This window comes from Streptomyces sp. NPDC001868, from assembly GCF_040297125.1.
GTDB lineage: Bacteria > Actinomycetota > Actinomycetes > Streptomycetales > Streptomycetaceae > Streptomyces.
The window spans coordinates 1-22,123 of the sequence record NZ_JBEOYO010000080.1; the positions used below are offsets into that span (position 1 = coordinate 1).

16 protein-coding genes are annotated in these 22,123 nt (G+C 72.4%); 5 read left to right on the forward strand and 11 right to left on the reverse strand.

Annotated features, from left to right (window positions below):
* Positions 1 to 184 precede the first annotated feature (184 nt).
* Positions 185 to 589 (reverse strand): DnaJ family domain-containing protein, encoded by a 405-nt coding sequence (locus ABT147_RS43885; RefSeq protein WP_351417413.1) that lies wholly within the window; start codon positions 587 to 589, stop codon positions 185 to 187.
* 118 nt (positions 590 to 707) lie between these two features.
* Between ABT147_RS43885 and ABT147_RS43890 the strand changes: the two genes are divergently transcribed.
* The gene (locus ABT147_RS43890; RefSeq protein WP_152168365.1) at positions 708 to 1,103 is read left to right on the forward strand and encodes an FHA domain-containing protein; all 396 of its coding nucleotides are present in this window, start codon (positions 708 to 710) and stop codon (positions 1,101 to 1,103) included.
* Between the two features lie 26 nt (positions 1,104 to 1,129).
* Here ABT147_RS43890 and ABT147_RS43895 read toward each other — a convergent pair whose 3' ends face one another.
* Positions 1,130 to 1,801 carry an O-methyltransferase gene (locus ABT147_RS43895; RefSeq protein WP_351417417.1) on the reverse strand — a complete coding sequence of 224 codons (672 nt, stop codon included), beginning with the start codon at positions 1,799 to 1,801 and terminating at the stop codon, positions 1,130 to 1,132.
* A 109-nt stretch (positions 1,802 to 1,910) separates the two neighbouring features.
* Positions 1,911 to 3,278, reverse strand: coding sequence for a DUF2330 domain-containing protein (locus tag ABT147_RS43900; RefSeq protein ID WP_351417419.1), 1,368 nt, complete (start codon positions 3,276 to 3,278; stop codon positions 1,911 to 1,913).
* A gap of 271 nt (positions 3,279 to 3,549) precedes the next feature.
* On the opposite strand from ABT147_RS43900, the gene ABT147_RS43905 reads away from it, so the two are divergent.
* The gene (locus ABT147_RS43905) at positions 3,550 to 5,607 is read left to right on the forward strand and encodes a bifunctional glycosyltransferase 87/phosphatase PAP2 family protein (RefSeq protein ID WP_351417422.1); all 2,058 of its coding nucleotides are present in this window, start codon (positions 3,550 to 3,552) and stop codon (positions 5,605 to 5,607) included.
* An 81-nt stretch (positions 5,608 to 5,688) separates the two neighbouring features.
* Here the strand turns inward: ABT147_RS43905 and ABT147_RS43910 are convergent, their stop codons facing one another.
* Positions 5,689 to 6,924, reverse strand: a complete 1,236-nt coding sequence (locus ABT147_RS43910) for a cytochrome P450 (protein ID WP_351417424.1) — start codon at positions 6,922 to 6,924, stop codon at positions 5,689 to 5,691.
* A 235-nt stretch (positions 6,925 to 7,159) separates the two neighbouring features.
* Between ABT147_RS43910 and ABT147_RS43915 the strand changes: the two genes are divergently transcribed.
* The 3 genes from ABT147_RS43915 to ABT147_RS43925 all read left to right on the forward strand — a co-directional run bounded on the left by ABT147_RS43915 (position 7,160) and on the right by ABT147_RS43925 (position 12,570).
* The gene (locus tag ABT147_RS43915; protein WP_351417426.1) at positions 7,160 to 8,329 is read left to right on the forward strand and encodes a steroid 3-ketoacyl-CoA thiolase; all 1,170 of its coding nucleotides are present in this window, start codon (positions 7,160 to 7,162) and stop codon (positions 8,327 to 8,329) included.
* A 459-nt stretch (positions 8,330 to 8,788) separates the two neighbouring features.
* Entirely contained in the window at positions 8,789 to 11,875 is a 3,087-nt protein-coding gene (locus ABT147_RS43920; RefSeq protein ID WP_351417429.1) for an nSTAND1 domain-containing NTPase, read from the forward strand.
* Complete coding sequence (locus ABT147_RS43925; RefSeq protein ID WP_502983273.1) at positions 11,782 to 12,570, forward strand: WD40 repeat domain-containing protein; 789 nt, start codon at positions 11,782 to 11,784, stop codon at positions 12,568 to 12,570. The genes ABT147_RS43920 and ABT147_RS43925 overlap by 94 nt, the downstream gene beginning before the upstream one ends.
* A gap of 318 nt (positions 12,571 to 12,888) precedes the next feature.
* Here ABT147_RS43925 and ABT147_RS43930 read toward each other — a convergent pair whose 3' ends face one another.
* The 7 genes from ABT147_RS43930 to ABT147_RS43960 all read right to left on the reverse strand — a co-directional run bounded on the left by ABT147_RS43930 (position 12,889) and on the right by ABT147_RS43960 (position 21,981).
* Positions 12,889 to 14,217, reverse strand: a complete 1,329-nt coding sequence (locus ABT147_RS43930; protein ID WP_351417434.1) for a patatin-like phospholipase family protein — start codon at positions 14,215 to 14,217, stop codon at positions 12,889 to 12,891.
* Positions 14,214 to 15,401, reverse strand: coding sequence for a ComEC/Rec2 family competence protein (locus tag ABT147_RS43935; RefSeq protein ID WP_351417437.1), 1,188 nt, complete (start codon positions 15,399 to 15,401; stop codon positions 14,214 to 14,216). Before ABT147_RS43935 ends, ABT147_RS43930 begins: the two co-directional genes overlap by 4 nt.
* A 34-nt stretch (positions 15,402 to 15,435) precedes the next feature.
* Positions 15,436 to 17,235 carry a S8 family serine peptidase gene (locus ABT147_RS43940; RefSeq protein ID WP_351417439.1) on the reverse strand — a complete coding sequence of 600 codons (1,800 nt, stop codon included), beginning with the start codon at positions 17,233 to 17,235 and terminating at the stop codon, positions 15,436 to 15,438.
* 245 nt (positions 17,236 to 17,480) lie between these two features.
* Positions 17,481 to 17,894 (reverse strand): aggregation-promoting factor C-terminal-like domain-containing protein, encoded by a 414-nt coding sequence (locus ABT147_RS43945; RefSeq protein WP_502983274.1) that lies wholly within the window; start codon positions 17,892 to 17,894, stop codon positions 17,481 to 17,483.
* Positions 17,895 to 18,242: 348 nt separating this feature from the next.
* The gene (locus tag ABT147_RS43950) at positions 18,243 to 19,052 is read right to left on the reverse strand and encodes an ECF transporter S component (protein WP_351417443.1); all 810 of its coding nucleotides are present in this window, start codon (positions 19,050 to 19,052) and stop codon (positions 18,243 to 18,245) included.
* Positions 19,049 to 20,857, reverse strand: coding sequence for an ABC transporter ATP-binding protein (locus ABT147_RS43955; RefSeq protein ID WP_351417444.1), 1,809 nt, complete (start codon positions 20,855 to 20,857; stop codon positions 19,049 to 19,051). The genes ABT147_RS43950 and ABT147_RS43955 overlap by 4 nt, the downstream gene beginning before the upstream one ends.
* Positions 20,854 to 21,981, reverse strand: a complete 1,128-nt coding sequence (locus ABT147_RS43960; protein ID WP_502983276.1) for a CbiQ family ECF transporter T component — start codon at positions 21,979 to 21,981, stop codon at positions 20,854 to 20,856. Before ABT147_RS43960 ends, ABT147_RS43955 begins: the two co-directional genes overlap by 4 nt.
* Between the last annotated feature and the right edge of the window lie 142 nt (positions 21,982 to 22,123).

Here is a 22,123-nt window from a genome sequence, read left to right on the forward strand (position 1 = left end):
CGTCTCCGCAGCCCACGCCTTCTGCACCCTCCAGCGCATCACCCGGTCCCCAAAAGAGACGGCGTCGGCCTGAGCCTCTACAAGGTCGCCCGCGAACTTCAGCTACTCCTCGCGGTCTGGACCGGCGCCTGCCCCACCTGTCACCGCGACATGCCACAACCGATACCGACCTGACCAAGCACTACTAGGCGGTGCCCCGGCGCTCACGCCACTGCCGGACGATCTCTTCCACGTCGTACGGCTTCAGACCCAGCGGCGGTCCCGGTGGCGGTCGGAACATCATTTCGCTGATCTTGGCGTTGATATCGGTCACGATCTTGCGGACGACGCGTTCGGAAGGAGCCTCGGCGGCGGTCGCGAGCGCGTCCTCCGCCTCCTTGCGCAGGGCCAGTGTCGGTGGCAGGACGGACATGCCCTCACGGGCCATCTTCCGCTTGATCCACCAGAGTTCGTCGTACGTCGTGTCGTCGTCGCGCAGCGGTCGGCCCACGCCGGGGAGGGCCTTGAAGTCGCCGCGCGCCTCCGCGTCGCGGATCTGTTTGTCGACGAAGGACTCGAAGCTGACACCGGGGGGCTTTCGCTCGGTCATGCCTCCATTGTGCCGGAGCCCGCACAACAGGACGATCCGGCGAATTATCATGCGGCGGCGGCGCCTCAAACGCGCCGTGCGCAGCGACAATTGGAGTTTGACCCGTTAGGAGCGGTACGTGCTCGAACTCACCATGGCCTCGGTCTCCGAGGCGGACGCCGGGGCGACGGCCGGCATGCTGATGGCCGACGCGCCCAGCGAGCCGGGCGGCGTGCTCCGGGTGGGCCGCGATCGGGCGGTGTGCCGGCTCGCGACACCGGACGACTGGCTCTTCGTCTCCCGGGTGCATCTGGAGTTCCTGTGCGCCCCGGACGGGAGCTGGCAGGTCACCTGGCTGCGCGGCTCGCACGCCGACCCCTCCTCCGAGGTGCGGCTGACCCTGCTCGGCCACCAGCCCTCGCCGCTCCCGTACGGCGGCACGGCGAAGCTCCCGCACGGCAGCTCCGGCGAACTCGTCATCTACGACCGCACGGGCCCCCGCAGCGTCAACGTGGGCTTCTACCACGAGGCCTGACGGGGCCCGCCCCCGACCACGGCGGGTCAGTCCAGCACCCGGGCCAGCGCGAAGCCGTCGTACCCCTTGGTGCCCACCGTCTGGATCGCCGTGCCGCTCAACTTCGGGTGCGCGGCGATGAGTTCGATGGCGGCCCGGGTGCCGCGGACGTCCGGCTCGGTGCTGCCGGCGTCGGCGACCCGGCCGCCGCGTACGACGTTGTCGACGACGATGACGCTGCCGGCCCGGGTGAGCCGCAGGGCCCACTCCACGTAGTGCGGGTTGTTGGCCTTGTCCGCGTCGACGAAGACCAGGTCGAACGGCTCGGGGTTCTCGTCGGTCAGCTTGGGCAGCGACTCCAGGGCGGGGCCGACGCGTACCTCGACGAGCCCGTCGAGTCCGGCGCGGGCGATGTTGCGGCAGGCGACCTCCGCGTGCCGGGCGCTGTACTCCAGGGAGATCAGCCGGCCGTCGGCGGGCAGCGCCCGGGCCAGCCAGATGGTGCTGTAGCCGCCGAGGGTGCCGATCTCCAGGATGCGGCGGGCGCCCTGGATCTGGGCGAGGAGATGCAGGAACTTGCCCTGGTTGGCGGCGACGTCGATGGCCGGGAGCCCGGCCGCCTCGTTGTCGCGCAGCGCCGCCTCCAGGGCCTCGTCGTTCGGGGCGAGCTGGGTGGTGAAGTAGGCGTCGACGTCGTCCCAGGTCCGCGACTCGCTCATGAAGCTGTGCCTCCCGCGCCTTTCAGGCGATTACTTAGAACGGCTAAGTAGGTGCGCTAATGAATATAGGCGCGGGGTGGGCGTTCTGTCAGCGGTTCCGGGGTGTGTCTCAGTCGTTCGGCGCGGACTTCGGATCCGCCGACGGCGCCGGCGCGGGCACACCGTGCGGGTGGGCGCCCGGCGGATAGGTGCCTGATACCCCCGGCGGATAGGCGCCCGGTGCCCCCGGCGGATAGCCGCCTGGCGCCCCCGGCGCATAGGCGCCCGGTGCCCCCGGCGGGTAGTAGCCGCCCGGCGGTGTGAGGGCCGCGCCCGGCGGTGGCACCGGCGGCAGTTGCTGCTTCGCGTTGCGCCTGAGCACGATCGCGACGGCCACCGCCTTGATCGCCAGCGCGGCCATGCCGAAGCCGAACCACACCAGCCACTCGGGCATGCCCCACAGGGTCTGCATCTCGTCCACGTAGATGACCTTTCGATAGGTGTCGTCGGCCGCGGTCCGCCGCAGCGTGTGGTCGCCGGAGATCCGCTCCGGCCGCGGGAAGCTCTGCTCGACGGCGGTGAGGAAGTCCGTACCGCCCCCGGTGAGGTCGCCGAGCGGGCCGTCGGGCGAGCCGAGGCGGCCCGCGAACGTCACCTCGGGCTCCTCCCCGCCGATCGCCGAGCCCGGCTCCATCCGGTGCGCGGCGAGGACGTACAGGTCGAGGGCCTGCGGGGTGGTGGCGAGCCGGGACAGCCGCATCGGGTAGACCGGCTCGGCACTGGCGAAGGTGAGGTGGAGCGGGTCGAGGGTGCCGGAGAGCGGCAGGCCGGAGGCGGTGTCCTCCGGCGCCAGCCGGATCGCCACGTACTCCCACTTCCGCTCGACGTACGGCTCCAGTGCCGCGTCCAGCCGGTCCGGGAGCGTGAAGCCGTTCTCGTCGAGCCAGTCGCCGAGGGCGCCGGAGTCGGTGGCGGTCAGCCGGGCCACGTCGAACGGGCCGAGCCGCTCACGGCCGACGACGTCCACCGAGGACCGGGGGCCCCCGGGCGCGGCGTCGCCCGCCATGCCGTCGCTCTCGAACAGGTCGAACGGCCAGTCGTGCGAGCGGGGCCAGTAGTACTCGCGCTTCTCGTACGTGGGCGCGGTCTCCTCGACGAGCCGGTCGAAGACGGCCGCGTCGCCCAGCCTCACCGTCGCCCGGTTCGGCACCGGCATGATCCAGGCGGCCGTACGGGCGTCACCGGAGACCGTCAGGCTCATCACGATCTGTTCCTCGCGGCCGTCCCAGCGCACGACGGACCTCTCGCGGCTCACGGACACGCTCCGCTCGCCGTCCGGCACCATCGCGCCGCAGCCGCAGGCGTACGCCGGTGCCACGAGCGAGGCCAGCTGAAGCCCCAGCAGCGCGAGGACGACCACCAGCAGCCGCCCGCGCGCCCCGCGCCCCTTGTGCGCCCATTCCGCGGGACGCGCGCGCCCCCGTACAGAACCCTTCATCCCCCGTGCCCTCCCACTGCCCCGCTGACGTGCCGCCTTGCTCCGGGCCATGCTCCCAGGTGTTTGTCAGTGGCCTGTCACAAAGCCGCCCATGATGTGCATCCGTGACCCGCGTCGCGCCCTTGAGCGTGCGGGCAACCTTCCGCGCACTATCGTCATCCGGACAAAACAGGGGCGACTCTCAGGTGAAGAGGGGGTTGCCCGCGTCTCACAACCGGGACGGTGCGAGCCTTCTCGGTGGGACGTGAACGGGGCGGGAGGACGGCAGCGCGTGGCGACGGAGCAGAGCAGACCGGGCGGTGCCGCCGGAGCGGGCTTGACGGTGGCACGGCTGGGGAAGCTGAGAGTCTTGCTCTGGCTGGTCGCCGCGATCCTTGCGGTGCGGCAGATCGCCCTCGTGCTCGGCACGCCCAAGGGCGAGCGGCTGACGGATCTGGAGACCTGGGTCGGGCCCAGCGGAGTCCTGCATGTGAACGGCTCGCTGTACGACTCGACGCGGTTCACGGGCACCCCGTTCGGCGGCCTCGTCCTCAAGCCCCTCACCCGAACGGCCGAACAGGCGCTCGGCTGGGGCTGGACCTTCGGCACCCTCCTGCTGGTCGTCGCCCTCGGCCTGGTCGCCGCCCGCGCTCTGCCCCAGCCCGTCACCCGCCGGACGGCCCTGCTCGCGGCCCCCGTCGCGGTCACCCTGCTGATGCTGTCGCTGCCGGTGCGCAACACGCTGTACCTGGGCCAGACCAGCATCATCCCCGTCCTGCTCGTCCTCGCGGGCTGCTTCGCGGTGCGGGGCGAGCGGACCAGCGGCGCGTTCATAGGGCTCGCCGCGGCCTTCCAGCCGACCGTGCTGCTCTTCGTGCCGCTGCTGTGGTTCACCGGCCGCAAGCGGGCCGCCGCGAGCACCGGGATCACCTTCGCCTCGGCCACCGCGCTGGCCTGGGCCGCGATGCCGCACGACTCGTTCACCTACTGGGTGCACCACCTCGCCGGCGTCGGCCTCGGCGGCCGGGCGGACGACCTCGCCAACCAGTCCCTGCACGGCGCGCTGCTCCGCCTCGGCCTGGAAGGTCCGCTGGAGATCGTCGTCTTCTTCGCGCTGGCCGCCGCCGTCTCCGTACTCGGCATGCGGCGGGCCATCCACTACGCCCGCGACGGACAGCTGCTGCTCGCGGTCGCCCTCACCGGCTGTGTCGTCGTCGCCGTCTCGCCGACGTCCTGGAAGCACCAGCTGCTGTGGGTGCTGCTCGCGGTGGTCGGCCGGGTCGGCAAGAAGGCCTCGTCGCGGTATGTGTGGCCGGTCGCCGTCGTCCTGGTGATGACGCTGCCCGCGAAGATGATGGTGCCGAACGTGGGCGTCCTGCACCCCCTGCGTGACAACGTGGTCCTGCTGGCCGCGCTCGCCGCCGCGCTCGTCGTGCCGTTCCTGTCCCGCACCTCCGAGTACTACCGGGCGCCGATCCCCACCGAGTACGCCCCGAAGGCCGGGACCCGCTTCAGCTGGGCCCCGCTGCTGCGCCGGGTGGCCACCCGCCCGAACCTGCTCCTCGAACTGCTCCTGATCCGCGTCACCTACGCCGCCTACCAGCGCACCCGCCTGGAGGCCACCGGCAGCCGGGCCGCCGCCGAGGACCACGCCGGGCAGATCCTGGCCGTCGAGAAGGCCCTGTTCCTCGACATCGAGCACTGGGTCAACCACACGGTGGTCGGGATCGGCTGGCTGCGGAGCTTCTTCGACTTCTACTACACGTCGTTCCACTTCGTGGTCCCGCTGACCGTCCTCGGCGTCCTCTACTGGCGCCGCCCCGCCGACTACCGCTGGGCCCGCACGGCGATCGGCTTCACCACGGTCCTCGCGCTGATCGGCTTCTTCTTCTACCCGCTGGCCCCGCCGCGCCTGATGCCCGGCCTCGGCATCATCGACACCATCCACGGCGTCCAGGACTTCTCCAAGCCGGACTACGGCAAACTCACCGAACTCGCCAACCAGTACGCGGCGATGCCGTCCCTCCACTTCGGCTGGTCCCTGTGGTGCGGCCTCACGATCGCGATCGTCGCCCCCAGGGTGTGGATGAAGGTGCTGGGCCTGATGCACCCCTTCTTCACGGTCCTGGCGATCGTGGCGACCGGCAACCACTGGGTCCTCGACGCGGTCGGCGGCGCGGCGGTGGTGGGCGCGGGCTTCGGCCTGACGTACCTCCTGACAGGGCCCCGCACCACCGCGCCCCGAAAGGGGCGCGGGGAACTGCGCGAGCAACCGGAGACGACGGACAGACTCGCGACGGCCGTCCGGCGCGACGGTGGAGGAGACGACGGAGGCAGGGGCGGGGCGTAGGAGTAGAGCCCCTGCCTCCAGCAGGACGGGCCGACGGCGCCGGGAGGCCGTCGGCCCGAGTGCGAAGGGGCGGTGCCCGGCTCAGACCGTGGTCACCTGGAGGTGCTTCACCCCGTTGATCCAGGCGGAGCGCAACCGGCTGGGTTCGCCGGCGAGGCGGAGGCCCGGCATCGCGTCGGCGATCGCGTTGAAGATCAGGTCGATCTCCAGGACGGCCAGGGACTTGCCGAGGCAGAAGTGCGGGCCTCCGCCGCCGAAGCCGAGGTGGGGGTTGGGGTCGCGGGTGATGTCGAAGGTGTCGGGGTTGTCGAAGACCTCCGGGTCGTGGTTGGCGGAGGCGTAGAAGATGCCGACGCGGTCGCCCTTCCTGATCTGCTTGCCGCCGAGTTCGACGTCCTGGGTGGCGGTGCGCTGGAAGGAGTTGACCGGGGCGGCCCAGCGGACGATCTCCTCGGCCGTCGTCGCGGGGCGCTCACGCTTGTAGAGCTCCCACTGGTCGGGGTGGGTGAGGAAGGCGTGCATGCCGTGGGTGATGGCGTTGCGGGTCGTCTCGTTGCCCGCGACCGCCAGCATCAGCACGAAGAAGCCGAACTCATCGGAGGCGAGGTTCCCCTCGTCCTCAGCGGCCACCAGCGTGGTGACGATGTCCTTCGCCGGGCACTGCTTGCGGTCGGCGGCCATGTTCATGGCGTACGCGATGAGTTCCATCGCCGACTGCTGGCCGACCTCCTCGGTGATGGCGTACTCCGGGTCGTCGTACGAGATCATCCGGTTCGACCACTCGAAGATCCGGATGCGGTCCTCCTGCGGGATGCCGATCAGCTCGGCGATGGCCTGCAGGGGGAGTTCGCAGGCGACCTCGGTGACGAAGTCGAAGGGGCCGGGGTGGGCGACGGCCTCCCGGGCGATGTTCAGGGCGCGGTGGCGCAGGTTGTCCTCCAGCGCGCGGATCGCCCTCGGCGTGAAGACGCGCTGCACGATCTGGCGGACCCGGGTGTGCTCCGGCGGGTCCATGTTCAGCAGGATCAGCCGCTGGGCGTCGATCGCGTCGCGCTCGATGTGCTCGTTGAAACGGATGATCGCGGTGTTGACCGTCGAGGAGAACAACTCCGGGTGCGTGGAGACGTACTTGACGTCCGCGTGCCGGGTGACGGCCCAGTAGCCCTCGTCCGCGAAGCCCGCGATGCCCGGCGCCTGCGGGATCCAGTGGACCGGTTCCGTGCGGCGCAGTTCGGCGAACTCCGGGAGGGGGACACGGTGGTGCAGCAGGTCGGGGTCGGTGAAGTCGAACCCGTCGGGCAGCGCTGGACAGGGCATCGGCGACTCCTGACGGAGCATCAGATACAGGGATTTGCGGTGACCGTAGTAACGGGTTCTAGAACAAGCAAGGGGTACGGGCCCTTCGGTCGACTTTCAATTGCCGCACGCCCCTTGCGGTCCCGGAGCCGGGCTCAGCAGACTGCTGGAGAGAACTAGAACGCGTACTAGTTCTGCGTGGCGGGCCGGGCCGGGACGCCCCGCGCCGCGCGGGTAACCGTTGAGAGGATTCCCCATGGCCGCGGAACCCGTGATCGTCGAAGCCGTACGCACCCCCATCGGCAGGCGCGGCGGCGCGCTCGCCAACCTGCACCCCGCCTACCTCCTGGGCGAGACCTACCGTGAACTCCTCGGCCGCACCGGCATCCCCGCCGACTGCGTCGAGCAGATCGTCGGCGGCACGGTGACCCACGCCGGCGAACAGTCCATGAACCCCGCGCGCACGGCCTGGCTGACCATGGGCCTGCCGTACGAGACGGCCGCGACGACCGTCGACTGTCAGTGCGGCTCCTCGCAGCAGGCGTCGCACATGGTGGCCAACATGGTCGCGGCCGGTGTCATCGACGTCGGGATCAGCTGCGGCGTCGAGGCCATGTCCCGGGTGCCGCTCGGGTCGGGGTCCAAGCACGGGCCCGGGAAGCCGTTCCCGGAGGAGTGGAACGTCGATCTGCCCAACCAGTTCGAGGCGGCGGAACGGATCGCCCGGCACCGGGGACTGACGCGGGAGAACGTGGACGCGCTGGGGCTGGTCTCCCAGGAGCGGGCCGCCGCCGCGTGGGCCGAGGAGCGGTTCAAGAAGGAGACGTTCGCCGTCCAGGTGCCGACGACCGAGGCCGAACAGGGCGCCGGGCAGGGCATGTGGCGGCTCGTCGACCACGACGAGGGGCTGCGGGACACGTCGATGGAGGCGCTGGCCCGGCTGAAGCCGATCATGCCGACGGCCGTCCACACGGCGGGCAACTCGTCCCAGATCAGCGACGGCGCGGCGGCCATCATGTGGGCGTCGAAGCGGATGGCCCGCGCGCTGAAGCTGCGGCCCCGGGCGCGGATCGTCGCCCAGGCGCTGGTGGGCTCCGACCCGCACTTCCACCTCGACGGGCCGATCGACGCCACCAAGGCGGTGCTGGGCAAGGCCGGGATGTCGTTGAAGGACATCGACCTGGTCGAGATCAACGAGGCCTTCGCGTCGGTGGTGCTGAGCTGGGCGCAGGTCTTCGACCAGGACCTGGCGAAGGTCAACGTCAACGGTGGCGCCATCGCGCTCGGGCATCCGGTGGGGGCGACGGGCGCGCGGCTCATCACGACCGCGCTGCACGAACTGGAGCGGACCGACAAGGAGTTCGCGCTGGTGACGATGTGCGCGGGCGGCGGACTGGCGACCGGGACGATCATCCAGCGGCTGTGACGCGGCGGGCACGGCGGGCGGCGCGCTGTCTCGTGGGGGGTTCGTCCGCGGGTCGGTGGGGGCTGGTCGCGCGGTTCCCCGCGCCCCTGGACGGCCCCCGAGGGCCGCCCCGGAAGTGGAAGCGGATAGTGGCCCTGCTGGTCGTCCCCCGGCCAGCAGGGCCTTCCCCCGTGGCGGCCGGTCGTGCCGCCTCTTTCCCCCGTGGCGGCGTGTTCCCCCGTGCCGCCTCTTCCCCCGTGAGCGGCAGGTCCCCCGTGGCCGTGCCGCTCGATCCCCCGTCGTGCGGGCGGCAGGTCCCCCGTGCCGCCCACACCACCGATCTCACCGGGTCGCGCATTGTTTGGCAGGGGTGTCGAGCCTGCCAAACAATGGCCGGACGCGATCTCTCCGCTTAGGTGGCCGGATGCGTACGTTGGTTGTCCGGGAATGGTGCGGGTGTGGTGGGAGGGGAACAGCGCGGTGGCGGGTCGTCGTGAGGTGCCGGTCGATCCGGGGGCCGGGCCGGTGCAGCGGTTCGCGTTCGAGTTGCGGAAACTGCGGACCGAGGCGGGCGGTCTCACCTACCGGGTGATGGCCGGGCAGGCGGGCTACTCGATCACCACCCTCTCCCAGGCGGCCGGCGGCGAGCAGCTGCCCACACTGCCGGTGGCGCTGGCCTTCGTACGGGCCTGCGGGGGAGACCCGGACGAGTGGGAGGTCCGGTGGCGGCGGGCGGTCGAGGAGGCCGCCGCGTTCGACCCGGCGGACGACGGGGCGGGCGGCACGGAGCCGCCGTACCGGGGGCTGGCCCGGTTCGAGACCGACGACAGCGGGCTCTTCTTCGGCCGTGACCGGCTCACCGCCGAGCTCGTCGGGCTGCTGCGCCGCCGACGGTTCGCGGCGGTCTTCGGCCCGTCGGGGATCGGCAAGTCCTCCCTGCTGCGCGCCGGTCTGATACCCGTCCTCCAGGAACCGGGGGAACCGGGGAAGGAGGGGGAGCGCGGCCCGCGGTTGTCCGGGATCCGGATCCTGACGCCCGGCGATCAGCTGGCCCGCACCCATGAGCTGCTGCGCGAGGCGAGCGGCTCCGGCGGCGACGGGGACACGCTCGTGGTCGTCGACCAGTTCGAGGAGGTCTTCACCCTCTGCCACGACGCGGCCGAACGCGCCCGGTTCATCGACCTGTTGCTGACCGCGCGCGAGCCGGAGAGCGGACTGCGGGTGCTGTTGGCGGTGCGGGCGGACTTCTACGGCCGGTGCGCCGAGCACCGCGAGCTGGCCGGCGCGCTCGGGGACGCCAATCTGCTGGCCGGGCCGATGAGTCCGGCGGAGCTGCGGGAGGTCGTCGTCAAACCGGCCGCCGCCGCCGGACTGACCGTGGAGCGGGCGCTGACCACCCGGCTGGTCGACGAGATCACCGACGCGCCCGGCGGGCTGCCGCTGCTGTCGCACGTCCTGCTGGAGACCTGGCGGCGCCGCCGGGGCAAGACACTGACCCTCGCCGGGTACGAGGCGGCCGGCGGCCTGGACGGGGCGATCGCCAAGACCGCCGAGGACATGTACGGCCGGTTCACCGAGGGCGAGGCGGCCACGGCCCGCCGGGTGCTGCTGCGGCTGATCTCCCCCGGCGACGGCACCCCCGACACCCGCCGGCCCGCCGACCGGGCCGAGCTGGAGACCACGGGCACCGGACGGGCGGAGGTCGCCCAGGTCCTGGAGGCCCTCACCCGGGCCCGGCTGCTCACCCTCGACGGCCCGACCGTCGAGGTCGCTCACGAGGCGCTCCTCACCGCCTGGCCCCGGCTGCGCGGCTGGATCGAGGAGGACCGCGACCGGCTGCGCGCACACCGGCAGCTGACCGAGGCGGCGCGCGCCTGGGAGGAGCTGGGCCGCGACGAGGGCGCGCTGTACCGGGGGAGCCGGCTCGTCACGGCGCGGGAGTACTTCGGCGGGCCGCGCCACACCGACGATCTGACCGACCAGGAGGCCGCCTTCCTCACGGCCGGCCTCACCGCCCTCGACGAGGAGGAACGCGCCGGCGCCCGGACCACCCGCCGGCTGCGGGTCCTCGTCACCTCCCTCGCCTGCCTCCTGGCCCTCGCGCTCACCGCGACCGCGGTCGCCTACTGGCAGCGCCAGAGCGCCGTGAACGCCCAACGCGTCGGACTGTCCCGCCAGTTGGCCGCCCAGTCCGCCGCCCTGCTGGACAGCGACACCGATCTGGCCTCGCTGCTGGCCATCAAGGCGTACCGCACGAGCCCCACCCGCGAGGCCACCCGGAGCCTGTACGCCGCCGCGGCCGTCCCCCTGGAACGCCGGCTGACCGGGCACACCGAAACCGTGTCCGCCCTGGTCTACAGCGCCGACGGGAAGACCCTCGCCTCCGCCGGCTACGACGGCACGGTACGGCTGTGGGACACGGCGACGGGACGGACCCGGACCGTGCTCACCGGCCCGAAGAACGCGGACGGCCCCGACCTCGTCCGCACCGTCACCTTCTCCCCGGACGGCAGGACCCTCGCCACCAGCCACGGCGACGACGCGCGCCTGTGGGACCTGGACACCGGGCGGGTCCGGGCGACGGTCGCCGTGGACGGGCCCGACGACGACAACATGGCGGCGGTGGGCTACGACCGCCACGGCCGCGCCCTGGCCGTCGCCGAGGGCGGACAGGTACGGGACATGACCACCGGACGCGTCACGACCACGCTCAAGGGCCCCACCGGTCTGGAGATGGCGGTGGCCTTCAGCCCCGACGGACGCACCCTCGCCACCAGCACCCGGGACCACACCGCACAGCTGTGGGACCTGGACACCGGGAGAGTGCTGTCCACCCTCAAGAGCGGTACGGGCGTGGTCAGTTCCCTGGCGTTCGGCCCCGGCGGGAAAACCCTGGCCACGGGTACCGAGGACGGCACCGTCCATCTGTGGGACGTCGCCGACGGGAAGCAGCGGACCACCCTCACCAGCGCCAGCAGCCGTGTCGAGGCGATGGAGTTCAGCCCCGACGGGAAGACCCTGGCCGCCGGCAGCTACGACAGCACCGTACGCCTGTGGGACCTCGCCACCGGACGCGTCGACACCACCCTCACCGGCCACACCAGCCCCGTGATGTCGGTGGCGTTCAGCCCCGACGGGAACGAACTGGCTACGGGCGACGAGGCCGACAGCTCCGGCGGCGGCGACGTCGGGGTCCGGCTGTGGAACGTGGGCGCGAACCGCCCCCGCGCCACGGTGGCCGTCCCCGGGGGGCGCCTGGAGTCCGTGGCGTTCGGCCCCGACGGCGACACCCTCGTCACCGGCAGCGTCCGCTCGACCGCCGAGATCGAGGACATCACCAGCACGGTACGGCTGTGGGACATGGCCACCCGCCGCTCGCGAGCCGTGCTCGACGAGAAGCCGACCCTGGTGGGGCCGGTCCTCTTCAGCCCCGATGGCAGGACACTCGCCTCACCGACGACATCGAGACGCAGTTGTGGGACGTTCGCACCCGCCGGCCGCGGATCACTCTCGCGGACCGGTTCGTCAACGGGATGGCGTTCAGCCCCGACGGCCGCACGCTGGTGACGGTCGGCGAGGGCCTGGTGCTGTGGGACACCGGGACCGGGCGGCCCCGCGTCGAACTGCGCAGGGTCGGGGACGGCTCGCAGCCGGTGTTCAGCCCCCAGGGCGATGTCTTCGCCACCACCGGAGGCCAGGCGGGGGAGATCCGGCTGCGGGACGCCTCCACCGGCCGCGTCCGCGGCACGCTCACCGAACCCGCGGGCCGGGCCACGCCGAAGGGGGCCGAGGACGACCCCGTCCGGATGTTCCGGCAGGTGGAGTCGATGGCGTTCAGCCCGGACGGCCGCGTGCTCGCCTCCGCCGAGAGCGACGGCATGGTGCGGCTGTGGAACACCGCCACGGGGGAACTCGACGCCACCCTGACCGTGAGTCTCTCGGAGGGCGGCGTGCGGGTGGCTTTCAGCCCGGACGGCCGCACGCTGGCCACCAGCGGCGGGGGCACGGTACGGCTGTGGGACACCGGCACGCGCTACGCCCGCGTGACGTTGCCGGTCGCGGGGGCCCGGCAGCTGGCCTTCAGCCCCGACGGCCGCACCCTCGTCACCGGTGGCCACGACGATCGCCTCCGGCTCTGGGATGTGGACCTTCCCCGCCCGGACGAGGCGATCACCGGCATCTGCCGGGCCGTCCACCGGGATCTCACGCGTCAGGAGCGGGTGCTGTATCTGTCGGACGAGGGGGCGGACCGGGTGTGTTGATGCCGCGCGGCCGGGGGTGGGTGTCTGGGGTGCGTTGGCGGGTGCGGGTCCGGTGGGGGCTGGTCGCGCAGTTCCCCGCGCCCCTGAAAAGCAGGGGCTGCGCCCCGTGCTTTTCAACCCGCAGCCCCGTCGCTTTTCAACCCGCAGCCCCGTCGCCTTTCAGGCCGACAGCCCCGCCGTCTTTCAGGCCGGCGGGGCCGTGGTCTTTCAGGCCCGCAGGGGCCTGAAGCTTTTAGGGGCGCGGGGAACTGCGCGAGAAGCCCCACCGGGCCGCACTCGACAACGCACCCCAGACACCCCCCACCTCCCTCGATTCGGTCACTGCTGCGGTGGTCGGAGGGTCGTCAGGTCCGACGGGAGAAGTTCGGGGTGGTAGGACGCGAGACCCGCGCCGCCCAGCCACCAGCCCCGGTGGACGAGGGCCCGGCACAGGGACGGGGTGAGGCGGTCGAAGACGGTGGGGACCAGGGCGAGGTCGCGGCCGTCGTGGGCGCGGTGCTCGGGGAACGTCGCCCGCCAGCGGTGCAGCAGCGGGTCGGCGAACGCGAAGTCCGTGGAGAGCTGCACCAGGATGCCCCGGCGGGCACCGGGCGGCAGCTCACCGACGGGACCGAGTGCCGCACCGCGCCGGAAGCGTTCGACGGTGGCCCGGGTGCGGAGCGCGGTGCTCTGCCGGTAGAGGAGCGAGTTGGCTCTCGCCAGGTCCCGGATCACCGGGACGCGGCCGTACATGCCGGGGCGCAGCAGACCACCGGAATTCAGGGCGCACAGGAACGTATGGCGGTAGTTGTCGCTGTCCAGGGCCTCCAGGCCGGTGTTGTCGTAGATACCGCCGTCCAGGAGGGCGGGCCGGTGGGCGGCGCAGGGGAAGGGCGCGTCGTCGAGGACCACGGGCGGGAAGGCACCGGGGACGGCGGCCGACGCCGAGACCGCGCGGCTGAGGCGCAGGCCCGTGCCGGCCGTGCGGGCGAGGCCGATCGAGTAGTCGCCGTACACATCGCGTTCGAAGGTGAAGCGGACGCCGGTGGTCAGGTTGGCGGCGTTGACGATCCAGCGGACCTGCGGGTCGAGGTCCTCCAGCTCGGTCTGTCCGAGGAACCAGTCGTCGAGGCGGCGGGCCAGCAGGTCGGTGCGGGTGGTGGGACCGAGGGTGCGCCAGACGTCCCGCAGGAGGGCCCGTTTGAGGGAGTGGGCGGAGACCCGGTCGACGACGGGGGCGATGACGAGGTCGTCCACGGCCGCCGGGGTGAAGTCCCGCTCGCGCAGCGCGGGCCAGGCGGTGGCGAGGCAGGCGTTGGCTATCGAACCGCCGGACACGGAGGAGGAGTAGCGAAGACGGCGGAGCAGCCCGGTGTCGGCCAGCAGCCGGATGAAGCCCAGGGAGGAGAGCGTGGCGCGGAAGCCGCCGCCGGAGAGGGCGAGGGCGACCGGGGTGCCGTTTGCGGGCGGTGGTTCGGCCGGGCGGAGGGGGTCCCCGCAGGGGCGGACGGTCAGACCGGTGCCGAGGGCGGGGGAGTCCACGGCCCACGCCGGGTCACCGGGCGGGCCCGAGGCGGGGGCGGGCGTGGGGGCAGGTGGGGCGGGGCGGGTGAACGTGTCCTCCGTGTGCCGCGTGAAGGTGTCCTCCCCGTGCCGGGACTTGGTCATGGCCGGTCTCCGATCGTGATGACGAGCGCCTGGTCGGCGGGTCCTCGGACGTCGACCTCGAACGCACGGTCCGCGCCCAGTTCCGCCAGCACCTCCTCGGCGAAGGGGATGTGGTTGGTGAGATGGACGACGTACTCGTCCTCGGGGGCGCGGGACCCGACCAGCAGACGCAGGGTGTCCTCGCCGGGGTGGTGGTGGCGGACGCCGTCGGCCGAGATGACGTAATGGTCGGCCCGGATCCGCTCGAAGAAGTCGGGCTCCACGTTGCGGTCGCTGCCGTGGTGCGGGAGCTTCAGCAGGTCGAGGTGGAGCGGGGCGTCGTCGTCGAGCAGGTCGAGGGCGCGCAGCCCGGCGAGGACATGGTCGCCCCGGGCGTCACCGGTGAGCAGCGCGGTGCCGTCCTCGTGCCGCAGCAGCAGCACGATGCTGGAGAGGTTCTGCACCGAACTGTCCGCGTACGCCGCCGAGATGACCTCCGGATCACCGCGCCGCCTCGCCTTGCGCCACTTCTCCTCCAGCTCGGCCAGGGCGCCCTCGTCCGGGGCGACGACCGTGACGTCCAGATCGTGCAGGGTCGCCTCGGCACCCTCGGTGAGGGGGCTCCGGAAGGGGGCGTTGCCGTCCAGGTGCAGGGCGGCGGCCGCGTCGCGGATGTCCCGGCCCTGGTTGTAACTGGCGGTCACGGCCGCGTCGGAGGCGGCGGCGCGTTCGAGGAGCGGGTGGACGGAGGCGCTCAGGCCGGGGGCGCGGTGGTCGACCAGGTCCTCCACCGAGTTGAACCACAGGGCGTCCACGTCGTAGGGCAGCGCCTCCCCGTCCTGCTGGGCCTGCCGCATGTCCCGGAAGAGACGTACGAGACCGCCGGCGTGGTCGTCGTCGACATGGGAGAGGCAGACGACGTCGAGGTGGGGAGGGGAGCCGGAGGACGAGGGGCCGTCGTGCGCGGGGGTGTCAACACCTCGGCCCCGCTCCCGGCCTTGTCCTCCTTCCCGGCTCGCGCGGCCTCCGTTCCGGCCGGTGAGCTCGTGCAACCGGCCCTGGAGGGAGGCCCGGTAGACACCGGCGGGCCCGCCGTCGACGAGCATGACCCGCTCGTCGCGCGGGCGGCCCCGGGCGTCCTCCGCGTCCCAGCGGACCAGGAAGCAGTCGCCGTGGCGGGCGTCGAGGAAATCGAAGGTCAGCATGGTCGTCCGCCTCGCCGGGCCGGTCGGTCGGCCGTCACACGGACTGCATGGCACGCAGTACGTCGACGAGCCCATGGCCCTGGAAGTCGCGTTCACGGGCGAGGTCGGTCGCCGTCGCGCACAGGATCTCCTTCACGCGCTCGGGGCGGCCGAGCAACTCGCGGTAGCGGGCCAGCAGCATGGCCGCCGCCCCGCTGACATGGGCCGCCGCCTGGCTGGTGCCGTGCATGGCGGCGATGCCCTCGCCGGGGATCGGACCGTCGATGTCCTCCCCCGGCGCCACCAGGTCGGGCTTGGGCCGGCCGTCGCCGGTGGGGCCACGGCTGGAGAAGTAACTGACGCCGTGGCGGTGCGGATTGCTGCGGTGGGTGGAGCCGACGGTGATGACCGACTCCGCGTTGCCGGGATCGGAGATGCTGATGTCGTGGTAGCCGGTGCCCAGGGTGCGTACGGTCCCGGTGAACCCGGCGTTCCCGGCCGCCGTCACGACCACCACACCCGACCGGGTCAGCCGGTCGCACTCGACGCACACCGGTGTCCAGCCCGTGGAGTGGGTGGCGACGTCGTGCGGCACCGACAGACTGAGGTTGACCCCGGCGATGACGAACCGCCCGGCCTGCTCGTTGATGTGCCGGATCGCCTGGAGCGCGGTGACGATGGAGAACTCGTCGCCCTCACCGTCGTCGTTGAGCACCCGGAAGTCGTACAGCCGGATACGCGGACAGATCCCGCGGAACTCCAGCTCCGGCCACGACCCGCCGATGATGCCCGCGATGTGCGTGCCGTGCTGGTCGCCGGGCGGTACGTAGGGATCGGGCCGTCCCGGCGGGGGCGGGCCGGGGTCCGGGTCGTTCTCGACCGAGGGCAGGGCGGCCGACCAGTTCACCAGCCCGTTGACCAGAGCGTCGTCGGGGAGCTTCGCCCGTACGCAGGTGAAGTCGAAGGAGCGGGCGATGCGCGACTCCAGCCTCCGCGGCGGCGAGACGGTGGTGTCCCACTCGTGGAACGCGGAGTGCCGCGCGTCGATGCCGCTGTCGACCACCGCCCAGCCGATGGAGGCGCTGTCCACCGAGAACACCTGCTCGGCGGCGTCGGCCTTGATCGTGCGCCGGGACCGTACGACCGCGCGGGTCGCCCGGCGGTTCGTCGTCACGGAGACGATGGGGTACTTCAGCCGCCGGTCGACGACCTGGCCGACGGGGCTGTGGGCGCCCCGCACCGGGTACGTGTCCGGGACGGCGGCGGCCAGCATGCGGACGAGCGCGTCGGTCACGTCCTGTCCGTCCGGGCCGGCGTCCGCCACGACCCGCCGGAGCAGGTTCAGGAACCAGGTGAGCTGCCGGCCGCGTTCCTGCCGGCGCTGCATGTTGTCGTGGATCTCGCTGGTCGCCGGGGCCCGGATGTGCCCGTCCAGCGCCGCCTCGATCCCCTGCGCCCCGCTCTCGACGGCGAGTTCGTGCGCGACCCGCACCACCCCCGCGAGACTGGTCAACGGCAGTAACGCCGTCACCAACTCCTCCAGCGTCACCTGCGCCACCACGAAACTCCCGGCCGCCACGGGCCGGCACGCCTCCGTCAACCGCAGTCCCTGCAGCCGCTCCAACGCCCGCTCGACGCCGTACTCCTCACGGACGGCGAGGATCAGATCCTGCCGGTAGGGAGACGGGGGCGCAGGCGCTGGAGGTGGCGGTGGCGGTGGCGGTGGTGATGTCGCTGCTGGTGGCGGCGTGGCGAAGGCCAGCCACACGTCGAAGTGCACCGGACAACCGGTCGCCCAGAGAACGGGGACGGGCCCCTCCCCGTAGAACACGGCCAAGAGTTCCGCTCGGTCCATCACGGCTCCCGATGCGCGTGGCGTGGGAGGGACTCTCCCCATTCTCCGCCCCGGCCATGGGCACCGCATCCGGACGGGCTGTCAACTGGCCGAGGGCCAAGGGCCAAGGGCCGGGGGGCAAGGGCCAAGGGCCGGGGGACGGCGAAGGCGGCGGCCCCGGGGATCGGGGGCCGCCGCCTTCGGTCTGTGCCGGCCGGGCCGGATCAGTACCAGTGGGCCGGTATCAGTTGATCAGTACCGGTGAATCAGTACCAGTTGTTGGCCTGCCAGAAGTTCCACGCGCCACAGGGGCTGCCGTAGCGGTCCTTCATGTAGTCCACGCCCCACTTGATCTGGGTGGCGGCGTTGGTCTTCCAGTCGGAGCCGGCGGAGGACATCTTCGAGCCGGGGAGCGCCTGGACCAGACCGTAGGCACCGGAGGACGCGTTCGTCGCGTTGACGTCCCAGTCGCTCTCATGGTCGACGATGTGGGAGAAGCACTCGTACTGGGTCGGGTTCGCGATCATCTTCTTCGCGACCGCCTGGGCCTGAGAGGCCTCCGACGCGGCGGCCTGGGCGGGCGCGGCGGCGAACAGGGCACCGGTGGCGGCAGCGGCCAGGGTGACACCGGTGAGGGCCTTCTTCGGGGTGGCGATGCGGCGGAGAACGGAGATGGTCACGTGGAACCTTTTCTTCGGGGACAGGGCCGTCGCGGGCATGCCTTCACCACACGAGGTGGTGGGGGGCGTACGTCGGCGCCGAGGCCCGGGTGGGCTCGTCGGCGCCGTTGCGACTCATCCAGAGAAACAGCCGAGGCGGCCGTCCGCAATGACCCCTTTTGCTAGTTGTAGTCGTATTCGCCCCGAAGGCCCTCTCTGTGACGTGGCTCTCAATGCGCAGGTCAGCCCCGATAAGGTCGTGTGCATGTCACGTACTTCGATCTACGAGCCCGGTTCGTATGTGATGTGGGCCCTGTGGGGTGGTTCACGGCTCAGGTGACGGACGGTGTGCGGTGCCTGCCACGTGGGTCACCGGGTGGGCGGGGTGAATGTGACCGCGCTCTCGAAGGCGGCCCTCCGGGTGGCCCGGCGCAGTGCCTTCAGGACGGGGGCGCCGAGGGTGAGGGTCAGGACGACGGTGACGACCGCGCGCCCCAGGTCCCAGCCGAGGGACGTGGCCAGGCAGTACGCGACGAAACGGACCAGGTTGGTGGCCGGGTCCGCCGCCCCGTCGAAGGCGATGTCCGAGGCGAGCGTGTCGATGAAGGGCCAGCCGTAGAGGTTCATGACCGTGCCGTACGCGAAGGCGGCGACGAAGCCGTAGGCGGCGAGCAGGGCGAGTTCGCCGCGCCCCCGCAGACGGTGCGCGCCCGGCAGCAGTCCGGCGCCCATCGCGAACCATCCCATCGCCAGCATCTGGAACGGCATCCACGGCCCCACCCCGCCCGTGAGCAGCGCGGACGAGAACATCGTCACCGCGCCGAGCGTGAAACCGAAGCCGGGGCCGAGGACCCGCCCGCTCAGCACCATGAGGAAGAACATCGGCTCGATGCCGGCGGTCCCGGCCCCGATGGGGCGCAGCGCCGCGCCGGTCGCCGCGAGCACCCCGAGCATCGCCACCGCCTTCGCCCCGAGCCCGGCCTCGGAGAGCGTCGCGCCGACGACCCCGACCAGCAGCACGAGCAGCCCCGCGAACAGCCAGGGCGCGTCCTTCGCGTGCGCGGTCACCTGGGACCCGGGGTCCGCGAAGAAAGGCCAGCTGAAGGCCGCGGCGCCGATGAGGCTGACGAGGACGAGGGCGGCGACGGTACGGGGGGAGAGGGGGACGGGGCGGCTCACGGCTGCTCCCCGGGGGTGGGCGCGTCCTGCTCCGGCCGGTCCGGTGCCGCCGCCCGCAGAGCATGTCGTACCTGGGCCGTGGTCAGCCACTTCTGCGGCGCGAGGATCTTCGTCACCTGCGGGGCGAAGGACGGGGAGCCGACGACGACCTCGGGGGTCGGGCCGTCGGCGACGATCTCGCCGTCGGCGAGGATCAGGACGCGATGGGCCAGCTCGGCGGCCAGTTCCACGTCGTGGGTGGCCAGGACGATGGCGTGACCGTCGGCGGCGAGCGCGCGCAGCGTCCCGACCAGACGGGACTTGGCCGCGTAGTCGAGGCCCCGGGTCGGCTCGTCGAGGAGCAGCAGCGGGGGGCGGGCCGTGAGGACGACCGCGAGCGCGAGGGCCAGACGCTGGCCCTCCGACAGGTCGCGGGGGTGCGTGTCGTCCCCGATCGCCGGGAGCAGCTCGGAGACGAGCGCCCGGCAGGTGCCCGGCTCGGCCCCCGCGTCCCGGTCGGCCGCCGCGCACTCCGCCGCGACCGTGTCCGTGTACAGGAGGTCGCGGGGTTCCTGCGGTACAAGTCCCACGCGGCGTACGAGGTCCCTGGGCGCCGTGCGGTGCGGCGTCAGCCCGCCCACGCGCACCGAACCGGCCGCCGGTGCCACCAGGCCGACGAGGGCGGAGAGCAGCGTGGACTTGCCGGCGCCGTTGCGGCCCATGACGGCGATCGTCTCGCCGGGGGTGACGGTGAGGGTGACGTGGGTGAGGGCGTGGACTCGGCCGCGGTGGATGTGGAGGGCGTCGACTACCGCCGGGGTGGGGGGAATTGAGGGTGTGTCAGGGGCGGATGGTCTGGCTGGCTTGCGGTGGAGGAGGTGACGGAGGAGTGGGGGTTTCGGTGGCGGGGAGAGCTCGGGGGGTTCTGTTGTGTGCGGCGTGCGGGTGGTTCGTGGCTGGTCGCGCAGTTCCCCGCGCCCCTTTGGGGCGGGGGTGGCGTCCGGCGTTCGTGTCGCGAGGCGTTCCCGTAGTGGTCCCGATCGGCGGCGGGCGTCTCGGACCGTCAAGGGCAGGGGGGACCAGTCCGCCAGGCGGCCCAGGTCCACCACCGGTGGGTAGACCGGGGAGATCGCCATCATCTCGGCGGGGGTGCCCAGGGTCAGCGGAGCGCCGGGGGCCGGGAGGAGGGCTACCTGGTCGGCGTACTGGACGACGCGCTCCAGGCGGTGTTCGGCCATGAGGACGGTCGTGCCGAGGTCGTGCACGAGTCGTTGCAGTACGGCCAGGACCTCCTCGGCGGCGGCCGGGTCCAGGGCGGAGGTCGGCTCGTCGAGGACGAGTACGCGCGGATGCGGGGTGAGGACGGACCCGATGGCGACGCGCTGCTGCTGGCCGCCGGAGAGCGTGGCGATGGGACGGTCGCGGAGCCCGGCGAGGCCCAGTAGGTCGAGCGTCTCCTCCACCCGGCGCCGCATGACATCCGGCGCGATCCCCAACGACTCCATCCCGTAGGCGAGTTCGTCCTCGACGGTGTCCGTCACGAAGTGCGACAGCGGGTCCTGCCCCACCGTGCCCACCACGTCGGCGAGTTCACGCGGCTTGTGCGTACGGGTGTCCCGCCCGGCCACCGTGACCCGGCCGCGCAGGGTCCCGCCGGTGAAGTGCGGCACGAGCCCGCTCACCGCGCCGAGCACCGTCGACTTGCCGACGCCCGACGGGCCGACGAGCAGCACGAGTTCACCCTCCGGGACCTCGAAGTCGACGCCCTGGACGGTGGGTTCGGCCGCTCCGTCGTACGTCACGGAGACATCGTCGAAGCGGATCATGCAAGTTCCTCGGAGACATCGGAGAGAGGGGGCGGGGTGGGGACCACGAACGCCGGGAGCAGGCCCAGCAGGATCGCGGCGGCCGGCCGGAGAGGGAAGGAGGGCGAGGTGAGAGGGATGACGGTGGGATGCAGGGCGGCCGAGTCGTACGCGGCGGAGACGATCAGCAGCACGGCGACGGCGACGCCGGACCCGGCCACCAGCCACGCGCGCACGCCCCACACGTCCGGCCGGTAGCGGGTGCGCGGTGAGCGACGGCCGCCCAGCCGCAGGCCCGTGAGCGCGGCGGCCAGCCCGGTGAGCAGTACGGGCAGGCCGTAGGTGCCGCCCTCGGCGGTCAGTACGCCGTACGTTCCCGCGCAGACCCCGAGCAGCCCGCCGAGGGTGAGCGCGGCGGTCGTCCGGCGGACCCGGGCGGGGACCCGCGCCGTACGGCCGTAGCCGCGCGAGTCCATCGCGGCGGCGAGCGCGACCGATCGCTCCAACGCGCCCTCCAGCACCGGCAGTCCGACGTGCAGCAGCCCCCGTACGCCCCGGTCCGGCCGCCCGCGCAGCCGCCGGGCGGCCCGCAAGCGCTGGACGTCCGCGACCAGATGCGGGGCGAACGTCATCGCCACGACCACGGCGACGCCCGCCTCGTACAGGGCGCCGGGGAGCGACTTGAGCAGCCGCGCCGGGTTCGCGAGGGCGTTCGCGGAGCCGACACAGATCAGCAGGGTGGCCAGCCGCAGGCCGTCGTACAGCGCGAACAGAAACCCCTCCGCCGTGACCCGGCCACCCAGCCGGATCCCCTGCGACCAGTCGGGGAGCGGCACTTCGGGCAGCGTGAACAGGGTGTGCGTCCCCGGGATGGGCGACCCCAGCACGACCGCGAACCCCAGCCGCACGACCAGAACCACCAGCCCCAGCTTCACGAACGCGGCGTACGACCGGGCCCAGGGCGCGTCGGTCCGATGCGTCGCCACGACATACCCGGCGACCGCCACCAGCAGAGCGAGCAGCAGCGGGTTGGTCGTCCGCGACGCGGCGGCAGCCAGCCCGAGCGCCCAGATCCACCAGGCGAGGGGGTGCACACCGAAAGCCCTGGTCGCCCGGGCAGGGGGCAACTGTGGTGCGGGGCCGATTCCTCTCGCCGCTGTCACAACCGCGCGTCGCGGTGCTGCTGGGTCGGCTCCACCTGCCCTCTTGGCCGCGCGCGGATGCGCTGCAGGGTCGGGTCCATCTGCCCCTGTTGCCCCACAAACCGCGGGCAATCGTGCCGCTGGG